The sequence below is a fragment of the Pantoea rodasii genome (assembly GCF_002095465.1).
In the GTDB taxonomy this organism is placed as follows: Bacteria; Pseudomonadota; Gammaproteobacteria; order Enterobacterales; family Enterobacteriaceae; genus Pantoea; species Pantoea rodasii.
This window is the reverse complement of the sequence record NZ_MLFP01000011.1, coordinates 117,969-135,666: the sequence shown is the minus strand read 5'-3', so window position 1 is coordinate 135,666 and position 17,698 is coordinate 117,969. Positions and strand designations below refer to the sequence as shown.

Here is a 17,698-nt window from a genome sequence, read left to right as displayed (position 1 = left end):
CTGCCTACTGTACGCGGCGCAAATTAGAGAATCGTGGATAAATTATGGAGAAAGTGTAAATGTCGTGCTGGTTTTCTGTGCGCTGCTACACATTGCGGCTCTCAAGCCACAGCACGGTGGCGGCAACGCGCGAACGCACATCGAGTTTACGCAACAAGTTGCGGATGTGCACTTTCACCGTTTCTTCGGAAATATGCAAGGTGGCGGCAATCTCCTTATTCGACAAGCCGCGCGCCACTTCCTGCAGCACATCCAGTTCACGCTCGGTGAGTTGTTTGAAAGGATTGGCGCTCGGCTGACGCGTCGCCAGATATTCTGCCACCACGTCACTAAACACATTATCACCCAATGCAGCGCGCATCACCTGCGCCAGCAGTAATTCCGGTTCGCTGTCTTTCAGCAGATAACCATCAGCCCCGGCATCGACCATGGCGTAAATATCATTGCGCGCGTCGGAAACGGTCAGTACCAAAATGCGTGAGGCGATCCCTTCGTGGCGCAGGGCCTTTAGCGTATCCAGCCCCGACATGCCTTTCATATTCAGGTCGAGCAGGATCACATCGGGCGACAGGCGACGCGCTTCGGCTAACGCTTCGGTGCCGTTATTGGCCTCAGCCACCACTTCCAGGCGCGGTTCCAGTGCCAGCAGTTGGCGGATACCACGGCGCATCAGCGGATGATCGTCCACGATCATGATTGTCAGGGAAGGGGATGCCATAAATTCTCCAGTCAAAGTCCATTCAACAGTAAGTGTATCGCGTTAAACCAGCCGGTGCGCTGGTCGTGGCGGGAAACGCAGCGTGACGCGCGTGCCCCGCGCCTGCGGGGTAATCAGTAAGCTGCCGGAAAGTCGCGCGGCACGTTCCGCCATAATTGTCAGGCCATAATGGCCTGGTGGTTCTTCAAGACTGCGGATGCCACAGCCGTCATCTTCAATCGTCAACAGGTGGGATGCATCGGCATCGCGCTGATAGTAGATTTCAATTTGCTGAGCCTGCGCGTGGCGAATGGCGTTTAGCAGCGCCTCGCGCGCGATTTGCAGCACGTGCACCTGCTGCTGGGCATCCAGCGTTTGCAGGCCTGATTGATATTCAAAGTTGATGGTGGCCTGCGATTGCTCCTGCAGCGGGGCGATCATTGCCTGCATCGCCTGCACCAAATCCGCCTGTTCAATGGTCAGACGGAAGGTGGTGAGCAGCTCACGCAGCTGCTGGTACGCTTCGGCCAGCGCGCGATCGAAATCGGCAATAATCGATTGTGCTTGCGGCTGTGTATCATCGACGTTGCGGCGCAGCAGCGTGAGCTGGATGCGCAGGAAAGAGAGCGACTGCGCCAGCGAATCATGCAGTTCACGCGCGATGGTGGATCGCTCTTCTATTAATAGCATCTGCTGGACCTGTTTTTGCGTCTGCCAGATCCATAACGATCGCGCCAGCATGCTCGCCAGACTGTGCATCAACTCGTCAGCTGGCGGCGCGCGGCGGGTTTGCCAGCAGAGTTCGCCCAGTAACTTATCGTCCTGCTGCAGCGGCAGGCGCTGCCAGCGTAATTCATCTTCTGCCACGCCCGCCTGCAGCTCCACGCTGTCGCTGGTGAGCGTGATGGCCGTCAGCGCTTCACGTCCTTGCACCAGACGCAGTAATCCCTGAAACAGCTCCAGGTTGAGCGGGCCGCTGGTAAGGATTTGCGAACTCTCATATAGCAGCGACAATGTGCGGTTGGCCTGGGTTAGGTCCTCGGTTTTGTTACGCACCGACAGTTCCAGCAGACGGTAGTGAGAGTGCAGCCGTTCAGCCATAGTGGTGAAGGCTTGTGCCAGTACGCCCAATTCGGTGGGTTGGGAAACGGGCAGGGCTGGAAAGCTGAAATTCGCCTGCTCAACGTATTGGCTGGCCGTGACCAGTGAATCCAGTGGACGCACCACGTTGCGACGAATAAAGCGGATCGTCCACAGCGCCAGCGCCACAATTGCCAGGAAACCAAACAGGCTGCTGGCCGCCACCAGATGCATTTTCAGTTCGGCGTAATGCTGCAGGGCCAGCACAAAACGGTCGATTTCACTGACGTAACTGGCGACGCGTTGCTGATAGATTGTTGCGCGTTCGGGCTGGAGTGTTTGCTGCAACTGCGGCCAGCTGTCGCGCAAATAGCGATAGCGGCTGGCCACTTCCTTCGGCACCCATGGACGTTCCAGATGCTGTAGTGCCGGTGAGCTAAGTGTTTGCTGATAGATTCGAATGTGCTGCGCCAGCAGCTGCGGATCGCGTGTGGTATCCCAGGCCAGGCGATAAATTTGCATGCGCAACGAACCGGCGACATTCACCGCTTCGGCATCACGCAAACTGCTGGAGAGCGTTAACAGCGCGAGGCCGGTGGTCAGCAGCGACAACAACACGATCGCGCTCAAGGCACGGGCCATGGTGCGGGTAACAGGACGTTTCACAATCACGATAAAACCCTTCTAAGAGCATGGGATTATAAGGCAGCGCATGGCCAACGGCGAGCCTGAAATCGTCACATCAGGTTACTTTTAGCAGGAAAACTCACTTCTCTTTACCTTTCCCTGGATTGTATGTCGTTAGCTGGCGAATTATTGAACGGCTTTACCGCCTGCTGTGCCTGATTTTCATTTATTCGCTGATAATTTGCTGCGTAATCACTTTTTATCCCCGGACGACAACAGGAGCAAATCATGAAGACACCCCTTGCCATTCTGACTGCTGCACTGCTTGCCACCGCAAGTTTCACTGCTTTTGCAGCTCAACCGTTGAGTGCTGATCAGGCGCAAAACCTGCAAAGTAGCGGCACCGTTTCTATCAGCGGCGTACGCGGTTCCATCGATGATGCAACACGTCAATTGTCGCAGAAAGCGGAAGAGATGGGCGCCAGCCATTATCGTGTGATTGGCGTGCAGAACCCAGGCGACTCGAGCCTGTGGAGCGGCAGCGCAGAGATTTACCGTTAATCCCCTCCTGTAACACCTCCCTGTAGCTTTCCCCCTTTTACCGGCCATTCACTGGCCGGTTTTTTTGTGCACCGCGATGGATTCTTACAAATCAACTCGTGCAGCCAAACGGTATTTTTTGCTTCGTTCATGCAGAACGGGTAGGATTCATCGCCGTAATTTCCCGGCTCGCCGTGCGACATCGTTCCGCCGTATTGGTAACAGGTTTTTACCCCATTTCGCACCGCCGCGCGCAATCGTTTGGTTAAGCGGTGATTGATGGTCAGGACAAACAGGAAAGCTATGAATTCAACTAAAAAACCGCAGCCGAACAACGCGCTGCGAAAAGACGCTGGCTCAATTCCCACGACAGCGGTTACCAGAAAGCCATGGGTAATCGTCAGGTACAAATGATCGCCATTGGCGGTGCTATCGGCACCGGTCTGTTCCTTGGTGCAGGCGCACGCTTGCAGATGGCCGGTCCTGCTCTGGCACTGGTTTATCTGGTGTGCGGTATCTTCTCCTTCTTTATCCTCCGTGCGTTGGGCGAACTGGTGTTACACCGTCCTTCAAGCGGCAGCTTCGTTTCTTATGCACGTGAATTCCTTGGGGAAAAAGCGTCATACGTGGCGGGCTGGATGTACTTCGTTAACTGGGCGATGACCGGTATCGTGGATATCACCGCGGTTGCGCTGTATATGCACTACTGGGGCGCGTTTGGTGATGTGCCGCAGTGGGTGTTTGCCCTTGGCGCGCTGGCGATTGTCGGTACCATGAACATGATTGGTGTGAAATGGTTTGCCGAAATGGAGTTCTGGTTTGCGCTGGTGAAAGTACTGGCGATCGTGGTGTTCCTGATCGTCGGTGTGGTGTTCCTCGGCAGCGGTAAACCGCTGGATGGCAACACCACTGGCTTCCACCTGATCACTGACAACGGCGGCTTCTTCCCGCACGGCTTGCTGCCTGCGCTGGTGTTGGTGCAAGGCGTGGTGTTTGCCTTTGCCTCAATTGAACTGGTGGGTACGGCGGCTGGGGAGTGTAAAGACCCGAAAACCATGCTGCCAAAAGCCATCAACAGCGTGATCTGGCGTATTGGTCTGTTCTACGTCGGTTCCGTAGTGCTGCTGGTGCTGCTGCTGCCGTGGAATGCCTATCAGGCGGGGCAGAGTCCATTTGTGACTTTCTTCTCCAAACTGGGCGTGCCGTACATTGGTAGCGTGATGAACATCGTGGTGCTGAGCGCGGCGCTGTCGAGCCTGAACTCAGGTTTGTACTCCACCGGTCGTATTCTGCGTTCCATGTCGATGGGTGGTTCTGCGCCACAGTTCATGTCGAAGATGAGCAAACAGCAGGTGCCGTTCGCCGGTATCCTCGTCACCATCGCGGTGTACGTGATCGGTGTGGTGCTCAACTATTATGTGCCTTCACAGGTATTTGAGATCGTACTGAACGTCGCTTCACTGGGCATCATCTCTTCGTGGGGCTTTATCGTGGTGTGCCAGATGCGTCTGCGCAAAGCGATTAAAGAAGGTAAAGCGGAAGACGTCAGCTTCAAGCTGCCGTGGGCGCCTTTCACCTCATGGTTGACGTTGCTGTTCCTGGTGAGCGTGCTGGTGTTGATGGCGTTTGACTATCCAAACGGTACCTACACCATCGCTTCACTGCCGCTGATTGCCGTGATCCTGGTGCTGGGTTGGTTTGGCGTGCGCAAACGCGTGCATGCGGAAGCCATGAAAGAGCACGACCATCATCATGACGATCAGGATGATGCCGCGACCAAACTGGCTGAGGATAGCTCGCGTTAATCGCAGCGATTCTCATCAACGGGGGCCTTTAGGCCCCCGTTTTCATTTCAACTGTCCTTCCCTTGATCCCACATCGGGATATACGCCTTTCGGGTGATATAGCCCTGCATAACCTCAGGTTATTTTACGCCTCATCTCAAGCTGGCTAAACGAGGTGAGCGCATGACGCACTCCATTCTCCCTGAAAGCAGTTGGCACGTGTGCGGTCTGGTGATCCAGGCGCGTCCCCACGCCATTCCGGCGGTAAAACAAGCTTTGCTGACGCTTTCTGACTGCGATATTGCCGCCGAAGACAGCGCACGCGGCACGCTGGCCGTGACGTTAGGGGCAGCAGACAGCCGCGCCTTGCTGGACAACATCGAAGTCACCCGCAATATCCCGCATGTATTGGCCGTTTCTCTGGTGTATCACCAGCAGGACGAAACGGAACATCGTCACAAGGAAGCATCATGAAAGTCAGTCGTCGAGAATTTATGAAGGCCAATGCGGCCGCTGCGGCGGCAATCGCCGCAGGACTCACTATTCCCAGCGTCACCAAAGCCGTCACCGCGCTGGGCGCACCGATTCGCTGGGAAAAGGCACCGTGCCGTTTCTGTGGCACCGGTTGTGGCGTGCTGGTGGGCACGCAAGAAGGACGCGTGGTGGCCTCGCAGGGCGATCCGCAGGCGGAGGTGAACCGCGGACTGAACTGCATCAAAGGCTATTTCCTGCCGAAGATCATGTACGGGAAAGACCGCCTGACGCAGCCGTTGCTGCGCATGACTGACGGCCATTACGACAAAGAGGGCGAATTCACCCCGGTGAGTTGGGATCAGGCCTTCGACATCATGGAACAGAAGTTCAAAGCGGCGCTAAAAGCCAACGGACCCGATTCCATTGGCATGTTTGGTTCCGGTCAATGGACGGTATGGGAAGGGTACGCGGCGTCTAAATTAATGAAAGCCGGCTTCCGTACCAACAACCTCGATCCTAATGCGCGTCACTGCATGGCCTCGGCGGTGGTGGGTTTTATGCGCACCTTCGGCATGGATGAGCCGATGGGTTGCTACGATGACATTGAAGTGGCCGATGCCTTTGTGCTGTGGGGCTCGAACATGGCCGAGATGCACCCGATTCTCTGGTCACGTTTGACTGCCCGTCGCCTGAGCGATGACAACGTCAAAGTCGCCGTGCTCTCAACCTATCGCCATCGCAGTTTTGAACTGGCCGATAACGGCATGGTGTTTACCCCGCAGAGCGATTTAGCCATTCTTAACTTCATCGCCAACTACATCATTCAGAACAACAAAGTTGATAAAACCTTCCTGCAAAATCACGTCACACTGCGCAAAGGCGTGACGGATATTGGCTATGGATTGCGCCCGAGCGATCCGCGTCAGGCCTCAGCGAAAAACCCCGACAGCGGCGAATCCACGCCGATCAGCTTCGACGAGTACGCCAAATTCGTTGCTGAGTACACGGTGGAAAAAGCCAGTGAGATGAGTGGTGTGGAACAGGATCAGCTGACCGCGCTGGCCGAATTGTATGCTGACCCGAACATTAACGTGGTCTCCTACTGGACCATGGGCTTTAACCAGCATACGCGCGGCGTGTGGGCCAATAACCTGTGCTACAACATCCATCTGCTGACTGGCAAAATCTCTCGCCCCGGTACGGTCCATTCTCGCTTACCGGCCAGCCTTCCGCCTGCGGTACGGCACGTGAAGTTGGCACCTTCTCGCATCGCCTGCCCGCCGACATGGTGGTGAATAACGATAAGCACCGTGCGACCGCCGAAAAGCTGTGGAAGCTGCCGCAGGGCACCATTCCCGCCAAAATCGGTTTGCATGCGGTCGCGCAGGATCGCGCGTTAAAAGACGGCAAGCTCAATGCCTACTGGGTGATGTGTAACAACAACATGCAGGCGGGTCCGAACCTGACGCAGGAGCGCATGCCGGGCTGGCGCGATGCACGCAACTTTATCGTGGTGTCCGATCCTTATCCCACCGTTAGTGCTTTGTGCGCGGACTTGATCCTGCCGACGGCAATGTGGGTGGAGAAAGAGGGCGCTTACGGCAACGCCGAGCGTCGTACTCAGTTCTGGCATCAGCAGGTGAAAGCACCGGGCGAGGCGAAATCGGATTTGTGGCAGATGGTGAATTTCGCTAAGCGCTTCCGTGTAACGGAAGTGTGGCCGGAAGCGTTGATCGCCCAACAGCCGGAGCTGCGCGATAAAACCCTGTATGACGTGCTGTACGCCAACGGCCAGGTCAATCAATTCCCGCTGAGTGAAGTGGCGGACGATCGACTGAACGACGAGGCGCGCGATTTCGGCTTCTACATCCAGAAAGGTCTGTTTGAAGAGTACGCCAGCTTTGGTCGCGGCCACGGTCACGATCTGGCGCCGTTCGATGCCTACCATGAAGCGCGCGGATTGCGCTGGCCGGTGGTGAATGGCAAAGAAACCCGCTGGCGCTATCGCGAGGGCTTTGACAGCTACGTCAAAGCGGGCGAGGGCGTGCGTTTCTATGGCAAGCCAGATGGCAAAGCCACCATTTTGCCCTGCCGTATGAGCCACCGGCGGAAGCGCCAGACGCCGAGTACGATCTGTGGTTCTGCACCGGCCGCGTGCTGGAACACTGGCACACCGGCACCATGACGCGTCGCGTGCCGGAACTGCATCGCGCCGTGCCGCAGGCGTTGCTGTATATCCATCCGCTGGATGCCAAAGATCGCGGTTTCCGCCGTGGCGAGAAGGTGCGTGTGGTGTCACGACGAGGTGAAACCGTGGCGACCGTCGAAACGCGTGGACGTAATCAACCGCCAAAAGGGCTGGTGTTTATGCCGTTCTTTGATGCTGGCGTGCTGGCCAACAACGTCACGCTGGATGCCACCGATCCGCTATCGAAGCAGACCGATTACAAAAAATGCGCCGTTAAGCTGGTCAAAATCTAAGGCAGGATGCAATGAAACCGTTATTCACTCTTATCACCGTCGCCGCCCTGTTGCTGGGCGGCGGTGTCTGGGCCGCGAACAGCGTCGATCTTCATCAGTCTCCGGAAGTGACCGCCACGCAGCAGGGCACCATCCATCAGCCGAAAGAGCAGAGCCGTAAGCCGCTGAACTATGTTAATCAGCCGCCGGTGATCCCGCATAGCGTCGATGGCTATCAAGTGACGAAAAACGTCAATCGCTGCCTGCAATGCCACGGCACGCAGAGCTATCTGACGACTGGGGCACCTCGTGTGAGCCCAACACACTTTACCGATCGCGATGGGCTGGTAAGCAGCACGGTTTCGCCGCGTCGTTATTTCTGCTTGCAGTGCCACGTCCCGCAAACCGATGCCAAACCGGTGGTGGAAAACACCTTTAAACCGGCCAACGGTTTTGGGCAGTGAGGTTATCAATGAAAGAAAGATTATTACGCATCTGGCGCTGGTGGCGACGTCCGAGTCGCTTAGCGCTCGGCACGTTGCTGATTCTGGGCTTTGCCGGTGGGATCATTTTCTGGGGCGGGTTTAATACCGCGATGGAGATGACCAACCGTGAGCAGTTCTGCATTGGCTGCCATGAAATGCGCAACAACGTGTATCAGGAATATATGCAAACGGTTCACTACAACAACCGCAGCGGCGTGCGTGCGACCTGCCCGGACTGCCATGTGCCGCACGAATGGGGCCCAAAAATGCTGCGCAAGCTGCAAGCCAGCAAAGAGGTGTATGCCAAGATCTTCGGCCTGATTGATACGCCGCAGAAGTTTGAAGAGACGCGTATCGAGCTGGCGCAGAACGAGTGGCGCAGGATGAAAAATAATAACTCGCAGGAGTGCCGTAACTGCCACAACTTTGAGTATATGGATTTCACCGCGCAGAAAACCGTAGCGGCGAAGATGCACAGCAAAGCGGTTGAGGACGGGCAAACCTGTATCGATTGCCACAAAGGGATCGCCCACCATCTGCCGGATATGAGCGAGCAGAAGAACGGTTTTTGATTTTCGCATTGTCATCAATCCGCGCGATAAATCGCGCCGCTACCACTCTCTGCACCCTACCGTAGCGGCGCAATGTATTGCGCGACCGTTTTCGTCCTTCATTGCGCACTGACCGCACGAATTCAGATAGTTTTCCCCGCCGCTAGCGCCTATTATCTCAGGCTCCCTCATTTAAGCGGTGGAGCGGCCATGTCGTTAAAGATCAACATCATCAAAGATAAGTTACTGTCAGATAATTACTTTATCCTGCGAAACTTCACCTACGAACTGACCCGCAGCAACGGCGAAGTCGTGCGCCACAAACGCGAAGTCTATGACCGCGGCAACGGCGCCACCATCCTGCTTTATAACCGCGATAAAAACACCGTGCTGCTGATTCGTCAGTTCCGCATCGCCACCTTTGTGAATGGCAATACCAGCGGTGAATTGATTGAGACCTGCGCGGGCCTGCTCGACGATGACACGCCGGAAGATTGCATCCGCAAGGAGGCAATCGAAGAAACCGGTTATGAGGTGGGTAAAGTGGAAAAACTTTATGAAGCCTATATGTCACCGGGCGGCGTCACTGAGCTGATTCACTTCTTTGCTGCAGAATACAGTGATGCGCAACGCGCTAATCAAGGTGGCGGCGTGGAAGATGAAGAGATTGCTGTGCTTGAGGTGCCGTTCCCGCAAGCGCTGGCGATGGTGAAAGACGGCCGCATCCGCGATGGTAAAGCCATTATGCTGCTGCAGCATGCACAGATTGCAGGTTGGTTAGTGGCATAAAAAAGCGTCGCACCCTAGGTTTGATACCGAGTGTAGCGACGCGATTTATCGCGCATTTATCAGCGATAGATTGCCCATCCAGGCATTACGCAATAAATTGCGTTGCTACGAAGTGTGCACAATTTCAGCCGTCTCCAACGGCTCGGGCACGCACTCCGGATGGGCCTGCATACGTGCCAGCGCTTCGGCGTAAGACGGCATGGAGTTGGCCGCACCAGAGCGTTCCACACACAATGAAGCAAACGCCGAAGCAAACAATGCCGCCTGTGGCAGTTCATCACCTGAAGCTAAACGCGCTGCCAGCGCACCGTTAAACGCATCGCCCGCGCCGGTGGTATCCAGCGGTTGCGCCGGGAACAGCGGAATACGTAACGGCTGTTGTTCTGCTGTGGAAAGCAATGCGCCCGCCATCCCCAGGGTAATAATCACCTGACGCGCGCCTTTGCGGTGCATCACTTCTGCGGCTTTCTGCGCGCTGGCAAAATCAGTCACCTTCACGCCGGTAATCTGCATTGCTTCGGTACTGTTAGGCGTCAGCAGATCCACCTTCGCCAGCAGCGCATCGCTCACTTTCTGCCACGGCGCCGGGTTCAAAATCACGAAAGTGCCGCCCGCACGGGCATTATCGATCATGCGCTGAATGGCACTCAGGTTGTTCTCTAACTGCACCAGCAAAATATCGGCGGCGGCGACCGTGGGCTGACAGCGTGACACTTCCGCCGCCGTTACCGTGGTATTGGCGCCGGGATACACGGAAATCATATTCTCCGCATCATCCCCGGCCACATAGATCAGTGCGTTGCCGGTGGGCTTCTCTTTACAGGTAAACAGCGTAATCGCATCGAAGCCGGTTTTCTCCAGGTGACGACGGGCAAAAATGCCAAAATCATCGTTACCGACCTTGCCGATATAGTGCACGCGCGCCCCGGCACGCAGCGCTGCCGTGGCCTGGTTTGCGCCTTTGCCGCCCGGTCCCATCATGCTGTTGTGGGCAGTCAGTGATTCACCCGGCATTGGAAAACGGTTCATCACCGCGACGACGTCGAGGTTGAACGAGCCAAACACACACACTTTTCCTTTCATCATGCACTCCTGAACAGGCGTTCGGCGGCCAAACAGGCACCGCGACAGCCGGTGTGATCGGTGGACTGACTAAAGATGATTTTTAAATTGTCCCGCGTGGCGGGTGGACGCAGATGCTGCTGAATCTGACTACGTAACTGCGCCAGCGGGAAATCCGCCATCGCCAGCACGCCACCGCCCAGAATCAAATACTCCGGATCGAGGATATTCATCTCGGTGGCAATCAGCTGCGCCAGCCGATACACAAACGCCTGCAGTTCCGGATGGTCGCCATGCTGGGTAAACAGCGCCGACATATCGGTATTCGGCACGTTGGTCCTGGCCCAGTGACTCAGCCAGTTGCCAGAAGTCACCGTCTCCGCACAACCCCGATTGCCGCACGGGCAGGGCAGTTCATTGCCGGCAATCGGCACATGGCCCAACTCACCCGCGCCACCGTGCTGGCCGTGATAAAAACGACCATTAATCCACAAGCTGTTGCCCATGCCGGTACCGGGATACAAACCTACCGCGATATCTGGCAACTGCTCCAGCTGCATTAAATCCCACATCATCAGATGGTTAACATCTTTATCCATCGCCACCGGCACGCCTAGACGTTCGGTGAGGATCGCCGCCACCGGCTGATGATCCAGCGCCTGAATAAACGGCAGCGAAATCACCTGCTGACGATCGCGACTGAGAATGCCAGGCAATCCCAGCATCACGCCGCTCACCGGTTGCTGCTCCAGTGTTTCATTAATTAACTGCCCGAGTGCCGTCAAAGCGTCGGGCTGCTGCGCCCAGCTGGCCGTCGGCACCTTACGGAAGCTGGACCAGATGCGTCCCTCTTCCATTAGCTGCAGACGTGTGCCGGTGCCGCCAATGTCGATACCCAGCCAGCGTGGAATCATGCGGATACCTTCGCCAGACCCTGAGCTTCATCAATGCTGTCACGCATCATGTCCCAGGCCGTTGCCAGATCGTCATGGATGTTGAACAGGCCAGAGGTGCCGACGATCAGCACTTCCGCACCCGCACCAACCAGCGTGTTGTAAGTGCGGGTGTTGCACGAGCCATCGATCTCAATCAGATATTTGTGGCCATGCTGCTGCTTCAGTGCTTTCAGCTCCTGCACTTTCGCCACCATTTCCGGGATGAACGGTTGACCGGCATAGCCCGGATCCACGGTCATCACGGTGATTTTATCCAGCAGATGAATGTAGTGATGGATAAACGACACCGGTGTGGCCGGGTTCAGCACCACGCCGACTTTCTTGCCGTGGCTGCGAATCAGGTTAATCACACGGAACGCATCACGGTTGATGGTTTCCGCGTGCGGGCAAATGTAATCGGCACCCGCTTTGGCAATTGCATCAATGAAATCGGTCGGCTGTTCCACCATCAAGTGCACATCCAGCGCCACTTTGGTGTGCGGACGAATCTGCTCAATGAAGAACGGCGACAGCGTGATGTTTTTCACAAAGTGGCCGTCCATGATGTCGATATGAAGGAAGTCGGCGCGGGAATCCAGCACTTCCAGCTGGTGCTTGATCTCCATCAGATTCATACACATCAACGACGGGGAGACTTGAATACGCATTAGACTTCCTTCTTTTCTGTCAGAGGGTTAAGGGCCGCAGCTAACCTGCTGAGCTTGACGGCACGGTGTTCATTAAAACGGGCTTTAAATTGTTTGAAGGCCAGCACCACAATCAGTACCGCGCCCCACATCGCCAGGCTTACGTGCTGGCTGATGTTCATCAGGTTGAAACCGGTGGAGAGCACTTGCAGCGCAATCAGCGCCAGCACCACACCGGTCACGCGGCCGAAACCGCCGTTCGGGTCGGTGCCGCCGAGAATAATCGCTAGTACGGTGAGCAGCAGATACGCATCGCCGTAGCCCATTCGCGCTGAGTTAAAGCGCGCCATCATGATCAATCCGGCCAACACGCACAGCAGGCTGGAGATCACATACACCAGCACCAGCATGCGATGGGTATTGATACCGCTAAACCAGGTGGCATTAATGTTGCTGCCGCCCATGTAGATGCATTTGCCGGCGCGGGTTTTGCCGAGGAACAGCGCCAGCAGCGCGGCGGCAATCAGGAATACCCACAGCGGCAGCGGCATCCCCAGCAGCGTGTTGGAGCCGAGCGCCTGCACCACTGAAGGCATGCCGCTGACCGCCGCGCCTTTGGTCAGCCAGATACCGATGCCGTTCAGCGTCATCATGGTCGCCAGCGTCACCAAAATCGGGTGCGCGCCAATTCGCGTCACCATCACGCCGGTGATCACGCCGATCACCGCAGCAATCAGCATCGCGCCGACGATGGCGATAAACAGCCACAGCAGTTGCTGACCGGTACCGGCATCAGCGGGCAGGGCGCTCATCAAGGTCCAGGCGATAAAGAGTGCGGTCAGGTTGGCGGTGGCGATAATCGCCAGGTTCAGGCCGCCGCTGAGGATGGCGATAAACATCGCCAGCGTCAGTAAGCCGAGTTCCGGCAGCTGGAACGCCATGCTCATAAAGGTCGAGTCGGTCATAAAGCGGCCCGGCAGCATGATGGTGAATATCGCGAGTGCCAGCGCAATCAATAGCATCAGGCCGATATTGGTGCCGTCCGGACGCAGAGCAGAGAGTGATTTCATGTGAATGCCTCTGTCAGACGAAACTGACGTCAGTTTCTTTACGTTTTTGTAGTGAGTGACGGCAATCGCCACCATGATCACGGCGCCTACCACGATGTTCATGAAGTAGTTGGAGACGCCAATCAGGTTGAGGCCGTTCTTCAGGATGGCGATCAGGAACACGCCCATCAGTGTGCCGCTCACCGTGCCTTTACCGCCCATCAGGCTGGCACCGCCGAGTACCGTGGCCGCCAGCACATCCAGCTCGCCGCCGACTAACGCATTCGGCACCACTTCACCCATGCGATACACCTGTACCAGCCCGCCAATCGCCGCCATCGCACCGAGCCAGCCGTAAGCGAAGACATGAATCAGACCGACGCGAATCCCGATACGACGTGCCGATTCCGCATCGCCGCCCACCGCATACAGCTGGCGGCCGAGGTTGGTTTTGTTGAGCAGCAGCGCGGTCAGTCCGGCAATCACCAGCATGGTGATTAGCGGCAGGCCAATCTGGAAGCTGTTGCCTTGCCAGGAGAAGGGCAGCACGCTGCGCAGCGTGATCCACCAGTCCGGCAGGGAATACAGGCTCTTACCGCCGGTCACCCACATCAGCAGACCAAACAGCAGCGACTGCATACTGATGGTGATGATGATCGACACCACGCGCAGTGAGGTAATCAGCAGCGCATTGACCACGCCGAAAGCGGTACCGCAGGCAATCGCCAGCAGAATGCTCAAGGCAGCGTTATCAAACTGGAACTGCACAAACAGCGAAGCGATCAGGTATTGCACCACCGACGCCACCGCGGCAAAGGAGATATCGATCCCGCCGGTCACCAGCACCACGAACAGGCCCAGCGCAAAGATGCCGGTCACCGCGTAGCTTTCTGCCAGGTCCAGCAGGTTTTGCACGGAGAGGAATTGGTCGCTGGCCACCGAGAAGAACAGGATGAAAGCCAGCAGCACCCATGCCAGCCAGCCTTGACTGGAGTGCGGGCGTAAACGAGAAAAATCAGGCATTGATCACCTCCGCCAGCTGTTGTTGCTCAACGGTATCGGGTTGGTATTCGGCATGAACGGTGCCATCACGGAAGTGCAGAATGCGGTCGCAGTTGTACCAAACCTCGGGCACTTCATCGGAAATCAGAATGATCGACAGACCTTCTTTCGCCAGCTCGTGGATCAGCTGATAGATGCTGGCTTTGGCACCGACATCCACGCCCACGGTCGGGGAATCCAGAATCAAAATACGCGGCTGGGTCAGCACCCATTTCGCCAGCACGATCTTCTGCTGATTACCGCCGGAAAGAGTGGAGATCGCCAGATTGGGATCGGCCACGCGCACGCCGAGCTGCTGAATCCATTGCAGGATCAGCTTGTTTTTTCGGTATTCGTCGATGATATGAAAACGGTTTTGCAGCTTGTCGAGGATCGGCAGCACCATGTTGTCCGCCACCGATTGTTGCTGCACCAGGCCCAGGGTTAAGCGGTCTTCAGAGACATAACCGATGCCGGCTTTGATGGCATCTTCATGACCACGGAAGCGCACTGGTTTGCTGTCGAGCCAGATTTTGCCGCTGTCGGGTTTGGTCATGCCAAACAGTGACAGCGCCAGCTCGGTGCGACCCGAACCCAGCAGGCCACACAGGCCGAGCACTTCGCCCTGATACAGCTTGAAATTGACGTCATGATATTGTCCGGCGCGCGTCAGATTCTCGACTTCGAGAATGGCGCGGTCGGCATTGCGCGTTGGCGCTTTGAGTTGATAATCGAGCTTCAGCCCAGTCATCAGTTCAGTCAGATGATGTGGCGTCATGTCTTTGGCGGGCCAGCAGCCCATCTTGCGCCCATCGCGGATCACCGTTACGCGATCCGAAATCTCCAGCACTTCATCCAGACGATGGCTGACAAACACCACGCAGATGTTTTTGTCTTTCAGATAGCGCACGGTGCGCAGCAGCTGGTTCACTTCGGTACGGGTCAGAGAAGCGGTGGGCTCGTCCATGATCACCAGTCGTGCATCGGCGACCAGCGCACGGCAAATCGCCACCTGCTGACGTGCGGCAATCGACAGCGCCGAGACTTTCTCATCCAGGTCGAGATCGAACTTCAGTTCTTCAATAATGCGGGTCGCCGTTTCGCGCAGTTTGGCTTTACGATGCCAGCCGAGCAGGCCATTGAGGTTGTGCTCAAAGGCGATGTTCTCGGCCACGCTTAAATTCGGGAACAGCGACAGATCCTGATAAATCACCTGGATACCGAAATCACGCGCCTGACGGGTGGTCAGACGCGGGAAGGTCGGGCCATCGCCCAGGGCTATGCGACTGCCGCTATCCGGGGCGTGTACCCCGGAAATGACTTTGATTAAGGTGCTTTTGCCACAGCCGTTGGTGCCAGCCAGGCAGTGGACTTCGCCCGCCAGTAAGCTCAGCGAGATATCGCTCAGTGCGCGGTTGCCACCAAATGTTTTCGACAGGTTGTCGAGCGCAATTAACGTCTGTGGGATCACCTCTTTCATCATTACAGCCCCATTTTCACCAGTTTTGGCAGGTTTTCTTTATCCAGGCTTTCGGTGTTGTTGCCGAGGATGGTGTGGGTCGCCTCGTCAACTTTCACTTTGCCCAGACCGTCGATGGTCATACCGTCGGTGATCGGTTCTTTCTTCTGCATCATGTCGGCGATACGCACGAACACTTCGCCCGCGGTTTGCGGATTCCAGATGTAGCCACCTTTGATCGCACCACGCTGCACCAGAGAAGCACCCTGACCTGGGCTGAAGGCGCCAATCACGCACACCTGATCAATCTTGTTACGGTTCATCACCGCGCGACCGGCACCAATTGGGCCCTGTGAGCCGAACGCCATAATGCCTTTCAGATCCGGGTATTTGGACATCAACTCGTTGGTGGTACGGATAGAGTCATCCAGCGATTCACCGACGCCGAACTTGTCGGTTACCATCTGCATTTTTGGATAATGTTCTTTCTGGTAGTTCAGGGCGGCATCGGTCCATTGTTGATGCAGTGGCACGGTCAGGCTGCCGACGTACATGGCGTATTTGCCTTCTTCATGCATGCACTTCGCCAGCGCTTTCATGTGGTTGATGCCGTGCGTCGGGGCATCCACCAGTTCGAAGTCCCAGTTCGCGCCTTTTTGATCCGGTGATTCGTGGGTAATAACCTGAATACCGGCTTCACGTGCACGTTTCAGCACCGGCTCCAGTACTTTCGGGTCATTCGGCACTACACCGATGATGTCGACTTTCTGCGCAATCAAATCTTCAATCGCACGCACCTGCAGCGCCGGGTCGGCGGCGGTTGGGCCCACCATCCATGCATCAATGCCGCGTTTCGCTGCTTCACTCTTGATGCCCGCTTCCATGGCGTTGAACCACGGAATACCGCCAATTTTCACCACGATGCCCATGCGTAATTTGTCAGCAGCGTGCGCGCCAGTAGCGGCAAACAGGGCAAGCAGAGAACAGGCGATAAGATGTTTTTTCATAAAGACTCCGGATTAATTTTTTATTAGCTGCATTGAATTGTTGCGCTGTGAGCAATCAATAATATTGACGCCGTTCCAGGCTAATTCTTGTTCCAGCTCTTTGTCTTTTAATTGGTCAGTGATGAGAAAGTCCACATCGCGATAATGACAAATACGCGCGAATGAGGGCCGCAGGAATTTACTGGCATCCAGCAGCAGATGTTTTCTTTCTGCTGCTAGTAACATCTGTTGTTTTAAATGTGCGTTGTTTTCGTTACCTTCACGTAAATAACCGTCATTGCCTAAACTGCTACAGGAAAAAAAGATCTTATTAATCTGAAATTCCCGTAAAGGCTGCTCAGCGACCACGCCGTGGAAATCTTCATAACGGTCAGAATATTCTCCCCCCAGACAGATGGTGCGGATACTGCCGCGCGCCGCAAGGGTTTGTACAATTCTGATAGAGTTGGTTAATACCGTTAATTCAATATCCGGTAGCTGTCGCGCTAGATACCAGCAAGTGGTGCTGCTGTCGAGTAATATACAATCGCCGGGGCTGATGAAATCGAGTGCACGTTTGGCTATCGCCATTTTTGCATCTACATGTTCATTCATGCGCTGGCGGAAAGATAACTCATACTCGTTAACACCCCTCGTATTCCCCTGAATGTTAGCGGCTTGTCGTTTTGCGGGTACTGCACCACCGTGGCTGCGCTGTAATAGCCCACGTTTCTCCAGCTGAGTTAAATCACGACGAATGGTTTCTTGCGAAACCTGACACAGCGTGACTAATTCAGCGACAATAACCCGACCATTTAAATTTAGTTCGTCAATAATTCGCTGCTGTCTTTCAATCGGCAACATGACTGCCCTCCGATGGGTATAAAGTACTGGATACCGCAGCGGGAAAATGTGGACTGCGCACGAGTCCGCAGTGACCAAATTGCCCAGCCACGTTAGGGTGATATAAGTCGAATTTTTATGTAAATGAGATCTCATTTTTTCATTTAATAGAGATCTGGTTCACATAAA

Annotated in this window: 15 protein-coding genes and 3 pseudogenes; 7 read left to right on the top strand and 11 right to left on the bottom strand. The window is 55.7% G+C overall.

Features of this window, described 5'->3' with window-relative positions; translation table 11 throughout:
• Positions 1-85 precede the first annotated feature (85 nt).
• A complete protein-coding gene (locus tag HA45_RS15365) occupies positions 86-718 on the bottom strand; it encodes a response regulator (RefSeq protein ID WP_100701233.1) in 633 nt (210 codons plus the stop codon).
• A gap of 42 nt (positions 719-760) precedes the next feature.
• Positions 761-2,449, bottom strand: coding sequence for a nitrate/nitrite two-component system sensor histidine kinase NarQ (gene narQ / locus HA45_RS15360; protein WP_100701232.1), 1,689 nt, complete (start codon positions 2,447-2,449; stop codon positions 761-763).
• Positions 2,450-2,692: 243 nt separating this feature from the next.
• On the opposite strand from narQ, the gene HA45_RS15355 reads away from it, so the two are divergent.
• Positions 2,693-2,965, top strand: coding sequence for a YdgH/BhsA/McbA-like domain containing protein (locus HA45_RS15355; RefSeq protein WP_100701231.1), 273 nt, complete (start codon positions 2,693-2,695; stop codon positions 2,963-2,965).
• On the opposite strand, the gene HA45_RS27645 is transcribed toward HA45_RS15355, so the two are convergent.
• Positions 2,962-3,354: a hypothetical protein gene (locus tag HA45_RS27645; protein ID WP_211280909.1), complete on the bottom strand. Its 393-nt coding sequence runs from the start codon at positions 3,352-3,354 to the stop codon at positions 2,962-2,964. The two genes, HA45_RS15355 and HA45_RS27645, sit on opposite strands and share 4 nt — an antisense overlap.
• On the opposite strand from HA45_RS27645, the pseudogene ansP reads away from it, so the two are divergent.
• The 6 genes and pseudogenes from ansP to nudK form a co-directional block, all read left to right on the top strand.
• Positions 3,262-4,749: pseudogene (gene ansP, locus HA45_RS15350) on the top strand (L-asparagine permease); the annotation flags it as partial. The gene HA45_RS27645 and the pseudogene ansP sit on opposite strands and share 93 nt — an antisense overlap.
• A 162-nt stretch (positions 4,750-4,911) precedes the next feature.
• Positions 4,912-5,202 carry a chaperone NapD gene (locus HA45_RS15345; RefSeq protein ID WP_100701229.1) on the top strand — a complete coding sequence of 97 codons (291 nt, stop codon included), beginning with the start codon at positions 4,912-4,914 and terminating at the stop codon, positions 5,200-5,202.
• Positions 5,199-7,683: pseudogene (napA, locus tag HA45_RS15340) on the top strand (nitrate reductase catalytic subunit NapA). The gene HA45_RS15345 and the pseudogene napA overlap by 4 nt, the downstream one beginning before the upstream one ends.
• A gap of 11 nt (positions 7,684-7,694) precedes the next feature.
• Positions 7,695-8,126 carry a nitrate reductase cytochrome c-type subunit gene (gene napB / locus HA45_RS15335; protein WP_100701227.1) on the top strand — a complete coding sequence of 144 codons (432 nt, stop codon included), beginning with the start codon at positions 7,695-7,697 and terminating at the stop codon, positions 8,124-8,126.
• 8 nt (positions 8,127-8,134) lie between these two features.
• Positions 8,135-8,719 (top strand): cytochrome c-type protein NapC, encoded by a 585-nt coding sequence (napC, locus tag HA45_RS15330; RefSeq protein WP_100701226.1) that lies wholly within the window; start codon positions 8,135-8,137, stop codon positions 8,717-8,719.
• A gap of 189 nt (positions 8,720-8,908) precedes the next feature.
• Positions 8,909-9,487, top strand: coding sequence for a GDP-mannose pyrophosphatase NudK (nudK, locus tag HA45_RS15325; RefSeq protein WP_100701225.1), 579 nt, complete (start codon positions 8,909-8,911; stop codon positions 9,485-9,487).
• Between the two features lie 105 nt (positions 9,488-9,592).
• On the opposite strand, the gene HA45_RS15320 is transcribed toward nudK, so the two are convergent.
• The 8 genes and pseudogenes from HA45_RS15320 to HA45_RS15285 form a co-directional block, all read right to left on the bottom strand.
• Entirely contained in the window at positions 9,593-10,570 is a 978-nt protein-coding gene (locus HA45_RS15320; protein ID WP_100701224.1) for a ribokinase, read from the bottom strand.
• Positions 10,570-11,463, bottom strand: a complete 894-nt coding sequence (gene alsK / locus HA45_RS15315) for an allose kinase (protein WP_100701223.1) — start codon at positions 11,461-11,463, stop codon at positions 10,570-10,572. The genes HA45_RS15320 and alsK overlap by 1 nt, the downstream gene beginning before the upstream one ends.
• Positions 11,460-12,152 carry a D-allulose 6-phosphate 3-epimerase gene (gene alsE, locus HA45_RS15310; protein WP_100701222.1) on the bottom strand — a complete coding sequence of 231 codons (693 nt, stop codon included), beginning with the start codon at positions 12,150-12,152 and terminating at the stop codon, positions 11,460-11,462. The genes alsK and alsE overlap by 4 nt, the downstream gene beginning before the upstream one ends.
• Positions 12,152-13,201, bottom strand: coding sequence for an ABC transporter permease (locus tag HA45_RS15305; RefSeq protein WP_100701221.1), 1,050 nt, complete (start codon positions 13,199-13,201; stop codon positions 12,152-12,154). Before HA45_RS15305 ends, alsE begins: the two co-directional genes overlap by 1 nt.
• A gap of 13 nt (positions 13,202-13,214) precedes the next feature.
• Positions 13,215-14,203, bottom strand: a pseudogene (locus tag HA45_RS15300) (ABC transporter permease).
• Positions 14,196-15,701, bottom strand: coding sequence for a sugar ABC transporter ATP-binding protein (locus HA45_RS15295; protein ID WP_100701371.1), 1,506 nt, complete (start codon positions 15,699-15,701; stop codon positions 14,196-14,198). The pseudogene HA45_RS15300 and the gene HA45_RS15295 overlap by 8 nt, the downstream one beginning before the upstream one ends.
• A gap of 2 nt (positions 15,702-15,703) precedes the next feature.
• Positions 15,704-16,687 (bottom strand): substrate-binding domain-containing protein, encoded by a 984-nt coding sequence (locus HA45_RS15290; RefSeq protein WP_034825834.1) that lies wholly within the window; start codon positions 16,685-16,687, stop codon positions 15,704-15,706.
• A 12-nt stretch (positions 16,688-16,699) separates the two neighbouring features.
• A complete protein-coding gene (locus tag HA45_RS15285) occupies positions 16,700-17,530 on the bottom strand; it encodes a DeoR/GlpR family DNA-binding transcription regulator (RefSeq protein ID WP_034825836.1) in 831 nt (276 codons plus the stop codon).
• Positions 17,531-17,698 lie beyond the last annotated feature (168 nt).